Genomic DNA, 9,333 nt, shown 5'->3' with positions numbered 1-9,333 from the left:
ACATCCTCGGCATCACCGCCGGTGCGAGCGCCGCCGCGGTCGCCCAGATCGTCCTCACCGGATCTCCACCGCCGTGCCCGGCCGGCACGCGTTCCGCATCGGACCGTTCTCGGTGGTCTGGCGCGGCCGCATGGTGCTGGTGTGCGCCCTGATCGCTGTCGCCACCTTCCTGCTCACCTGTGTGTCGCTCGGACGTGGCGACTACCCGATGTCGGTTCCCCAGGTCATCGAGGTGCTCTTCGGCGGCGGCTCCCGCCTCGAGCGATTCGTCGTCTTCGACCTGCGACTGCCCCGGGCGGTCGGCGCGATCGTCGTCGGCGCCGCCCTCGCCGTGGCCGGCGCGATCACGCAGTCGCTGTCCCGCAACGCCCTCGCCAGCCCCGACATCCTCGGCATCACCGCCGGTGCGAGCGCCGCCGCGGTCGCCCTGATCGTCCTCACCGGCGGCGGATCCGTCGTCGGCATCCTCGCCACCCTCGGGTTGCCGCTGGCGGCCCTCGCCGGTGCCCTGCTCACCGCCGCGGTCATCTACCTGCTCGCCTGGCGCAACGGCGTCGAAGGGTTCCGGCTCGTCCTCATCGGCATCGGCATCAACGCGATGCTGCTCGCCCTCACCAACTGGATGCTGGTCTCCGCCGACATCAACGACGTCTCCCGCGCCCAGGTCTGGCTCACCGGATCACTCAACGGCGTCTCCTGGAACCAGGTGGCCCCGGCCGCCCTGGTTCTGCTCGTCCTCGGCGCGTGGGCCACCGTCTCGTCGTTCACCGTCGGCGCGCTGCGCCTCGGCGACGACACGGCGCGCTCCCTCGGGGTGCCGCTGCAAACGCAGCAGGCCCTGCTGCTGATCACCGCCTGCACCCTCGCCGCGGTCGCCACCGCCGCGGCCGGACCCGTCGGGTTCGTCGCGCTCGCCGCCCCCCAGATCGCAGTCCGTCTGGTCAAGTCCGCGGGGCCGCCGATCATCGCGTCCGCACTGACCGGGGCGCTGCTCGTCGTCGGCGCCGACCTCATCGCCCGTACGATCCTGCCCGTGCCACTGCCCGTCGGTCTCGTCACCTCCGCGCTCGGCGGCCCGTTCCTGCTGTACTTGCTCGTGCGCTCCAACCGGAAGGTCTCCGCGTGACCGACACCCACACCCCCGCCGCCTCGGACACCGAACACACCGAGGCTGCCCCGGCGACCCGTCTGGTCGCCGAACACATCGGGCTCGGCTACGGGGATCGGCTGATCATCGACGACCTCGACCTGGAGATCCCCACCGGCGTCATCACCACCATCATCGGACCCAACGGCTGCGGCAAATCGACCCTGCTGCGGTCGCTGAGCCGACTGCTCAAACCCCGCACCGGGCAGATCCTGCTCGACGGCCGCAACATCACCACGATGCGCACCCGCGACGTCGCCCGCGTCCTCGGGATGCTGCCGCAAGCGCCCCTCGCCCCCGAAGGACTGACCGTCGCCGACCTCGTCGCCCGCGGCCGGCACCCCCACCAGTCGTGGCTGCGCCAATGGTCGTCCGACGACGAGGGCGAAGTCGCCGCCGCGCTCGACCGCACCGGCATCGCCGACCTCGCCGACCGGCCGGTCGACGAACTGTCCGGCGGCCAGCGCCAACGCGCCTGGATCTCCATGGCACTCGCGCAAGGCACCGACATCCTGCTGCTCGACGAACCCACCACCTACCTCGACCTCGCGCACTCGGTGGAAGTGCTCGACCTCGTCGACCGGTTGCACAGCGAACTCGGCCGCACCGTCGTGATGGTCCTGCACGACCTCAACCTCGCCGTCCGCTACAGCGACCACCTCGTGGTGATGAAGGACGGCCGCATCGTGCGCTCCGGTCCGCCCTCGGAGGTGATCTCCGCCGAACTGCTCGCCGAGGTGTTCGACCTCGACGCGTCGGTGATCGAGGATCCGGTGTCCGGCCGGCCGCTGATCATCCCGATCGGCACCCGGCACGTCTACGGCGCAGTCGGGGGTCCCGTGGCCCCGGCGCACACGCCCGGAATTGCCGAAACTCCCTGATCACGACCCCGCCGAGGCTACGACCCGGGGTAGTACGCACAAACGTCGGAGAAATCCGTAGAATCGGACCATGGCAGCACTAGGCGAACTCGAGCGAGCAGTGATGGACCACCTGTGGTCCTCCACCGAACCCCAGACGGTCCGGCAGGTCCACGAAGCCCTGTCCACCCGCCGCAACCTGGCGTACACCACCGTCATGACGGTGCTGCAACGGCTCGCGAAGAAAAACCTGGTGGTCCAGCAGCGCGACGACCGCGCCCACCGCTACATGCCCGTCCACGGCCGCGACGAACTCGTCGCCAACCTCATGGTGGACGCCCTCGATCAAGCCGACGAAACCGCCGGCCGCGCCGCCGCCCTCGCCCACTGCGTCGGCCGCGTCGGCGCCGACGAAGCCGAAGCACTGCGCGCCGCACTCGCCGAACTCGAAGCACAGCAGTCGGGCACCACCGCCACGCTGGGCGAACACGGCTCCGGGCGCGCGAGCTGACACACTCGATGCCATGAACGCCCCCACAGCGCTGTTCTTCGGGATACTCGCGCTGCTTCTCGCGGGACCGGTGCCCGGGCTCCTCGCCCGCGCCACCTGGCCGCACCGCAACCCGCGTGCGGCGCTCGTGCTCTGGCAGGCGATCGCGCTGGCCGCGGTCCTGTCCGCGTTCAGCAGCGGGCTCGCCATCGCCAGCCGGCTCCTCGTCCCCGGGGCCGACGGCCGGCCCACCACCGAGCCGCTCCGCGAAATCGAAGCGCTCGGTCTGCCGCTCTGGCTCACCTACGTCGTGGTGCTCGCCCTGACCCTGCTCATCGGTGCGCGCCTGATCTACTCCATGCTGCGCGTCGCGGTCCGTACCCGCCGTCGCCGGTCCCGGCACCGGATGCTCGTCGACCTTCTCGACAACCGCGACACCCGCGAGGTCGTCCGACGCCACCCGCACGTCCGGATCCTCGACTCCGCCGACCCCATCGCATACTGCCTTCCCGGCCTGCGCCACCGCGTGGTGCTCAGCGCCGGCACGCTCGACAACCTCAGCGACGCCGAACTCCGCGCGATCCTCTGCCACGAGCACTCGCACCTGCGGGCCCGCCACGACCTCGTCCTCGAGGCGTTCACCGCCGTGTACGAAGCGTTCCCCCGCTGGGTGCGGTCCCGTTCCGCTCTCGGCTCGGTGCAGACGCTCGTGGAGATGCTCGCCGACGACTCCGCGGTCCGCGTGACCGGGCCGACCCCCCTCGCCCGGGCACTGGTCGCGTGCGCCGGCACCTCCACCCCGAAAGGCGCCCTGGCCGCCGGGGGGCCGAGCACCGTGCTCCGGGTGCGGCGCCTCGCCGATCCGGGACCCGACCTGCGTATCTCGGCCGGCGCCTACATCGCCGCCGCCGCGATCCTCGTGGTGCCCACCGTCGCCGTCGCCGTACCGTGGCTCACCGAGCTGAGCCGCCTGCTCGCGCACTGACCCCGCGCCGATTTCGATCCCACCCCGTTTCGGGGGAAGCTGTACCCATGACCGTCGAACACACCGCGACACCCCAAGCCCAGATCGGCGTGACCGGCCTGGCCGTCATGGGGTCGAACATCGCCCGTAACTTCGCCCGCCACGGATACACCGTCGCCCTGCACAACCGCAGCATCGGCAAGACCGACGCGCTGCTCGCCGAGCACGGCTCCGACGGCACGTTCGTGCGCACCGAAACCATCGAAGAATTCGTCGCCGCACTCGAGAAACCCCGCCGCGTCCTCATCATGGTCAAGGCCGGCGACGCCACCGACGCGGTGATCGAAGAACTGGCCGGGGCGATGGAGCCGGGCGACATCATCATCGACGGTGGTAACGCCCTCTACACCGACACCATCCGCCGCGAAGCAGCGCTGCGCGAGCGTGGCCTGCACTTCATCGGCGCCGGTATCTCCGGCGGCGAAGAAGGCGCACTCAACGGCCCCTCGATCATGCCCGGCGGGCCCGCCGAGTCCTACAGCGCCGTCGGCCCGCTCCTCGAGACCGTCGCCGCCCACGTCGACGGCATCCCGTGCTGCACCCACATCGGCCCCGACGGCGCCGGCCACTTCGTGAAGATGGTGCACAACGGCATCGAATACGCCGACATGCAGCTCATCGGCGAGGCCTACCAGCTGTTGCGCGACGCGCTCGGCCACGACGCCGCAGCGATCGCCGACGTGTTCTCCGAGTGGAACACCGGCACCCTCGAGTCGTACCTCATCGAGATCACCGCGGAGGTGCTCCGCCAGACCGACGCCGCGACCGGCAAGCCCCTCGTCGACGTGATCGTCGACGCCGCCGAACAGAAGGGCACCGGCCGCTGGACCGTCAAATCCGCCCTCGACCTCGGTGTGCCCGTCACCGGCATCGCCGAAGCGGTCTTCGCGCGCGCCCTGTCCGGCTCCCGCGACCAGCGCGCCGCCGCCCGTGGACTCACCGGCGGCACGCTCGGCGCCGCCCCCACCGACGCCGCCCAGTTCACCGAGGACATCCGCGCCGCCCTGTACGCGTCGAAGATCGTCGCCTACGCCCAGGGGTTCGACCAGATCGCGGCGGGCAGCGCCGAGTACGGCTGGAACGTCGACCGCGCCGCCCTCGCCACCATCTGGCGCGGCGGCTGCATCATCCGGGCGCAGTTCCTCAACCGCATCAAAGAGGCGTACGACGCGGACCCCGACCTGCCCAGCCTGATCCTCGCCCCCTACTTCCGTGACGCCATCGAAGCGGGCATCGACAGTTGGCGCCGGGTGGTGGTCACCGCCACCACGCTGGGCATCCCGATTCCCGCGTTCGCGTCGTCGCTGTCGTACTACGACGGGCTGCGCGCCGAACGGCTCCCCGCCGCCCTGACCCAGGGTCAGCGCGACTACTTCGGAGCGCACACCTACGAGCGGATCGACAAGCCGGGCAAGTTCCATACCCTGTGGAGCGGCGACCACAGCGAAGTCAGCGCCTGACCTCGCCGTGAACGGCCTCGCGGCAGCATCCGTGGCGTGCGCACTCGCCGCCGCGGTGCTGACCGCGATCGCCGGGGTCGCGCAGCAACGATCCGCCGCCGCCGTCCCCGAAACCGGCAACCTGGTCAGCTCACTGCTGCGCAACCCTCGCTGGTGGGCCGGCGCGGTCGGCGACACCGCCGGCTACGGATTCCAGATCGCGGCGCTCGCCCTCGGCTCGGTGCTCGTCGTGCAGCCGCTGATGGTGAGCTCGCTGCTGTTCGCGCTGCCCCTCGCCGCCTATTTCGGCGGCTACCGCCTCACCCGCAGCACCTGGCTGCTCGCCGCAGCGCTCTGCGCGGCGCTGGCGATCTTCCTGATCGTCGGCAACCCCGCCGCCGGGACCACCGACGCGGCCGCCACCCGCTGGGCGCTGCCCCTCGGCGCAGTCCTCGCCGTCACGGCGGCCGCCGCGGCGCTCGGCGCCGCCCCGGCCCACACCACGCGACTGACCCCCGGCGTCCGCGCGACCCTGCTCGGTACCGCCGGCGGTCTGCTGTACGGGGTCGTGGCCGCCCTCACCAAACACGTCACCGACCTGTTCGAGGACGGGCCTGTCGCGGTACTGACCTCCTGGCAGGTCTGGATGCTCGTCGTCGCCGGTGTCGGCGGCTACTACCTGCAACAACGAGCATTTCAGGTGGGGCCGCTGTCCGCGTCTCTCCCCGCCCTCACCGTCGGCGAACCGCTCGGTGCGATGTTCCTCGGTGTCGTCGTGCTCGGTGAACACCTGCAGGTCGGCGGCGCCGGCGTGGTCCTCGTCGCCGCGGCGGTGCTCGTCATGTTCGTCACCACCATCGCGCTGTCCCGGGCGGAGGCTCCCACCCCCGAGGTCGCTACGCCCGCGACAACACCGCCACCAGAAAGTCCGAATCCTCGGTGAAGGGACGCAGATCCCACGTCGACAGTCGCAGGTCGACCGTCAGTCCGGCCCGTTCCGCATCGGCGAAGAATTCCGCGAACTCGTAGTCCCGACCGGCACCGAATCCCACCACGACACGCCCGCGGTCGGCGAGGTGCCGGACGAATCCCGCCAGGACCGCATCCCGTGTCGGCGGCGCCACGAACGTCATCACGTTGCCCGCACAGACGATCACGTCGAACGCGCCCGTCACCCCCCGCGCCGGCAGATCCAGTTCCGCGAGATCCCCGACCAGCCAGCGCGGACCGGGATGGTCCTCCTCCGCCGCGGCGATGAGCACCGGATCGACGTCCACGCCGACGACCTGGTGTCCGGCGCGATGCAGATATCCGCCCAGCCGGCCCGGCCCGCAGCCCGCGTCGAGTACCCGCGCCCCGCGCTCGACCATGGCGTCGACCAGCCTGGCCTCACCGGCGGTGTCCTGGCCCTGTGCCGCCAACTCCCGGAACCGCTCCACGTACCAGGTCGAATGCGACGGATCTGCCGCCGTGATCTCCTCCCACCGGCTCGGGATACGTCCGCCAGGGGTTCCTGCAGTCATGGTCGATACTCCTTCGTCCGAGGGCGCGAGCACGGATCCGTTCCGCGGTCCCGCCCACACCGTAGGCCGACGGCCGGCGAACCGTCGCACCCACCGCCGACCGGGTGCGCTTCGGCGCCGCGGCGACAACACCGCATCCCTCTCAGTAGAATGAGGACTTTCACACGATGTCCGGGCGGCCGCTTCCTCTCCCCGTCCCGGACCAGACGAAAGGAACCAGGTGCCCGCGGCACCCTCTTCCCGCAGGTCAGTACCCGAAGCCACTGCGGAGCCCGACTCCGCCGGTCCGGAGGGCTCCCCTACCGAGCCGGGTGACCACCCCGGCGATACTCAGCGCCCACGGGAGCGGATGTGACTTCCGTGATCCTGTCCGTCCTCAGCCTGGTCGGCTTCGTCGCCTTGACCGCCGGAACCGCGCTCTTCGTCGCGGCCGAATTCTCCCTCACCGCCCTCGAACGCAGCACCGTCGACGCCGAAGCGCGAGACGGCGACCTGCGCGCCCGGCAGGTGCAGCACGCACACCGCACCCTGTCGTTCCAGCTCTCCGGGGCACAGCTCGGCATCACCATCACCACCCTCATCACCGGCTACCTCGCCGAACCTGTCCTCGCGCGCTTCCTCAACCCGCTGCTCACCGCGGTCGGGCTGAGCGAGTCCGCGTCCGGCACCGTGTCGCTGATCGTCGCGCTGATCCTGGCGACCTCGTTCTCGATGATCTTCGGCGAACTCGTCCCCAAGAACCTCGCCATCGCGCGGCCCCTGGCGACCGCCCGCGCCACCGCAGGCCTGCAAGCCGGGTTCTCCCTCGTGTTCAAGTGGGCCATCAACGGGCTCAACGGCAGCGCCAACTACATCGTCCGGCGCCTGGGCATCGAACCCGCCGACGAACTGCGCTCGGCGCGGTCGCCGCAGGAACTGGGCTCGTTGGTCCGCGCGTCCGCCGTCAGCGGCGTCCTGGACGAGAGCACCGCCCAACTCGTCGACCGGTCCCTGCAGTTCGGTGAGCGCACCGCCGCCGATCTGATGACTCCGCGCGTGACCATCGAGTCGCTGGACCGCAACGACACCGTCCTCGACCTGATCGACCGCTCCGACCGCACCGGCTACTCCCGGTTCCCGGTGGTCGACGGCGACCTCGACGACACCCTCGGTGTCGTCCACGTCAAACACGCGTTCACCGTCCCGGCCGCCGCACGGGCCACCACGCCGGTCCACACCCTGGCCCGCCGGGTTCCGAACGTGCCCTCCAGTCTCGACGGGGACGCCGTGATGGAACGGGTCCGCGCCGACGGCATGCAGGTCGCGCTGGTCGTCGACGAATACGGCGGCACCGCCGGCCTGGTCACCATGGAGGATCTCATCGAAGAAATCGTCGGCGATGTCCGCGACGAGCACGACGAACCGGAACTCGACGCGCACCCGCAGGGCATCGGCTGGTCGTGCGCGGGTCTGCTCCGCACCGACGAACTCGCCCAGCTGACCGGCTACCAGGCCCCCGAGGGAGACTACGAAACTCTGGCGGGCCTGTTCCTCACCGAACTGGGCCGCATCCCGGACGTCGGGGACGAGATCGTCCTGCCGGCCCGCCCCGGGGAGGAACACCGGCCCTGGTACGCGCAGATCCTCGAGATGGACGGTCACCGGATCGACCGGGTTCTCCTCGTCCCCGGCGAACCGGACGACGACCCCGAATCCGGTGACCCCGAATCCGGGCACCTCGGTGACACGGGCTCCTCGGAGACACCGGACGGTGACGCCCGATGAACGACTGGATCGCCGTCGCCCTCACCGTCGTACTGCTCGCCGGCAACGCGTTCTTCGTCGGCGCGGAGTTCTCACTCATCAGCGCCCGGCGGGACCGCCTCGAAACGCTCGTCGCCCAGGGCCGGAAACGCGCCCAGACCGTCGTCGACGCCGGCGAGCACCTCTCGCTGATGCTCGCCGGGTCCCAACTCGGCATCACCATCTGCTCGATCCTGCTCGGCCGGGTCGGCGAACCCGCGCTCGCGCACCTGATCGAACGGCCCTTGCACCTCGTCGGGATCTCCGAGGCGTGGCTGCATCCCATCGCCTTCACCCTGGCCCTGAGCCTGGTGGTCGTGCTGCACATTCTGCTCGGCGAGATGGTCCCCAAGAACATCGCCATTGCCGGTCCGGAACGCACCGCGATGCTGCTCGTCCCCGCCCATCTGATGTTCATGCGACCGGCCCGGTTGCTCATCGCGTTCTACAACGTGTGCGCCAACGGGGTGCTGCGGCTGATGCGTGTCGAACCCAAGGACGAACTCGAGGTCACCGTCACCGCCCTCGAACTGTCGGAGATGATCGGTGAGTCCCGTTCCGAGGGTCTGCTCGACGAAGAACAGCACCGCCGCCTCACCCGGGCGCTGAGCACCAGCAACCGCACCGTCGCCGACGTCATGATCCCCCTCGCGGCCGTGCGGACCGTGCCGGTCACGGCGAGCGGCACCACCACGCTCGGTGCGATCGAGCAGGCGGTCATCGCGACCGGGTTCTCCCGCTACCCCGCCCAGGCACCGACCGGCACGATCAACGGTTACGTGCACATCAAGGATGTCCTCGACCTCGTCGGAGATCCGAACGCCGGTCCCGACGCCGTCATCGCCGCCGACACCATCCGGCCGCTGCCGTCGATCCGCCCGGGTGTCGCGCTCGACGAGGCGCTGTCGGTGCTGCGCCGCACCAGTTCGCATCTCGGCGGCGTCGTCGATGCCGGCGGCACCGTGATCGGGATCGTGGCGCTCGAAGATCTCGTCGAGGAGTTCGTCGGTACCGTCCGCGACGCCACCCACCGCGTCGCAGAACCCCCGGAGCGCCGCGCCCCATGAC

9 protein-coding genes are annotated in these 9,333 nt (G+C 70.6%); 8 read left to right on the top strand and 1 reads right to left on the bottom strand.

Annotated elements, in window-relative coordinates:
• The first annotated feature begins 61 nt into the window (after nucleotides 1–61).
• From TVH25_RS19320 to TVH25_RS19295, 6 genes are all read left to right on the top strand, one after another.
• On the top strand, nucleotides 62–1,126 hold the full coding sequence (locus TVH25_RS19320) for a FecCD family ABC transporter permease (RefSeq protein ID WP_422425237.1): 1,065 nt from the start codon (nucleotides 62–64) through the stop codon (nucleotides 1,124–1,126).
• Complete coding sequence (locus tag TVH25_RS19315) at nucleotides 1,123–2,028, top strand: ABC transporter ATP-binding protein (RefSeq protein WP_422425236.1); 906 nt, start codon at nucleotides 1,123–1,125, stop codon at nucleotides 2,026–2,028. Before TVH25_RS19320 ends, TVH25_RS19315 begins: the two co-directional genes overlap by 4 nt.
• A 70-nt stretch (nucleotides 2,029–2,098) precedes the next feature.
• The gene (locus TVH25_RS19310) at nucleotides 2,099–2,518 is read left to right on the top strand and encodes a BlaI/MecI/CopY family transcriptional regulator (RefSeq protein WP_422425235.1); all 420 of its coding nucleotides are present in this window, start codon (nucleotides 2,099–2,101) and stop codon (nucleotides 2,516–2,518) included.
• A gap of 13 nt (nucleotides 2,519–2,531) precedes the next feature.
• The gene (locus TVH25_RS19305) at nucleotides 2,532–3,482 is read left to right on the top strand and encodes a M48 family metalloprotease (protein ID WP_422425234.1); all 951 of its coding nucleotides are present in this window, start codon (nucleotides 2,532–2,534) and stop codon (nucleotides 3,480–3,482) included.
• Between the two features lie 47 nt (nucleotides 3,483–3,529).
• A complete protein-coding gene (gndA, locus tag TVH25_RS19300) occupies nucleotides 3,530–4,981 on the top strand; it encodes an NADP-dependent phosphogluconate dehydrogenase (RefSeq protein WP_169622331.1) in 1,452 nt (483 codons plus the stop codon).
• 7 nt (nucleotides 4,982–4,988) lie between these two features.
• Nucleotides 4,989–5,903, top strand: a complete 915-nt coding sequence (locus tag TVH25_RS19295) for a DMT family transporter (RefSeq protein ID WP_422425233.1) — start codon at nucleotides 4,989–4,991, stop codon at nucleotides 5,901–5,903.
• Here the strand turns inward: TVH25_RS19295 and TVH25_RS19290 are convergent.
• Entirely contained in the window at nucleotides 5,857–6,483 is a 627-nt protein-coding gene (locus TVH25_RS19290) for a class I SAM-dependent methyltransferase (protein WP_169653163.1), read from the bottom strand. The genes TVH25_RS19295 and TVH25_RS19290 overlap by 47 nt on opposite strands.
• Before the next feature lie 351 nt (nucleotides 6,484–6,834).
• On the opposite strand from TVH25_RS19290, the gene TVH25_RS19285 reads away from it, so the two are divergent.
• Both TVH25_RS19285 and TVH25_RS19280 read left to right on the top strand, forming a co-directional pair.
• On the top strand, nucleotides 6,835–8,247 hold the full coding sequence (locus TVH25_RS19285; RefSeq protein WP_422425232.1) for a hemolysin family protein: 1,413 nt from the start codon (nucleotides 6,835–6,837) through the stop codon (nucleotides 8,245–8,247).
• A complete protein-coding gene (locus TVH25_RS19280) occupies nucleotides 8,244–9,332 on the top strand; it encodes a hemolysin family protein (protein ID WP_296549283.1) in 1,089 nt (362 codons plus the stop codon). Before TVH25_RS19285 ends, TVH25_RS19280 begins: the two co-directional genes overlap by 4 nt.
• Nucleotide 9,333 lies beyond the last annotated feature (1 nt).

This window comes from Rhodococcus sp. 7Tela_A2 (assembly GCF_049311045.1).
Classification (GTDB): Bacteria; Actinomycetota; Actinomycetes; order Mycobacteriales; family Mycobacteriaceae; genus Rhodococcus.
The sequence above is the reverse complement of the archived record's forward strand: the minus strand, read 5'-3'. Positions and strand labels throughout refer to the sequence as shown.

Bases quoted from the DNA above. Each gene is read 5' to 3' on its own strand.
- TVH25_RS19310 (WP_422425235.1), top strand. From the start codon at position 2,099: ATGGCAGCACTAGGCGAACTCGAGCGAGCAGTGATGGACCACCTGTGG.
- TVH25_RS19305 (WP_422425234.1), top strand. From the start codon at position 2,532: ATGAACGCCCCCACAGCGCTGTTCTTCGGGATACTCGCGCTGCTTCTC.
- gndA (WP_169622331.1), top strand. From the start codon at position 3,530: ATGACCGTCGAACACACCGCGACACCCCAAGCCCAGATCGGCGTGACC.
- TVH25_RS19290 (WP_169653163.1), bottom strand. From the start codon at position 6,483: ATGACTGCAGGAACCCCTGGCGGACGTATCCCGAGCCGGTGGGAGGAG.
- TVH25_RS19280 (WP_296549283.1), top strand. From the start codon at position 8,244: ATGAACGACTGGATCGCCGTCGCCCTCACCGTCGTACTGCTCGCCGGC.